The 360-nt window shown below is 74.4% G+C and carries 1 pseudogene; it reads left to right on the forward strand.

The annotated features are described in order from the left end of the window. Positions 1-360 (forward strand): annotated as a pseudogene (locus CCN29_RS36105) (SAV_2336 N-terminal domain-related protein); the annotation flags it as partial.

The raw sequence follows: 360 nt of genomic DNA on the forward strand, positions 1-360 counted from the left end.
GAAGCGCCGCGCCGCCGCCCCCGACCGGCTGGAGCTGGACGAGCGGGCCACCGCCGACCGCATCGCCCGCCTGGACGCGGAGCCCGAGTGGTGGCTGCCGGTACTGCGCCCCGCCCAGGAGCGCTGGCTAAGCCTGAACCTCCTGTACGACACCGGCCCCACGATGCCGGTCTGGCGTCCGCTGGTCCGTGAGTTGCACACCGCGCTGGCCCAGTCGGGCATCTTCCGCACGGTCACGGCACATCGCGTCGACCCCGACGGTACCGTCCACCGTTCCGCCGTCCACGCCCCCGCCGACGGCCGCACGGTCACCCTGCTGATCAGCGACTGCATGGGCCCTCAATGGCGGCCGGGCGCGGC

Source organism: Streptomyces pseudogriseolus (genome assembly GCA_002154585.1).
GTDB lineage: Bacteria > Actinomycetota > Actinomycetes > Streptomycetales > Streptomycetaceae > Streptomyces > Streptomyces pseudogriseolus.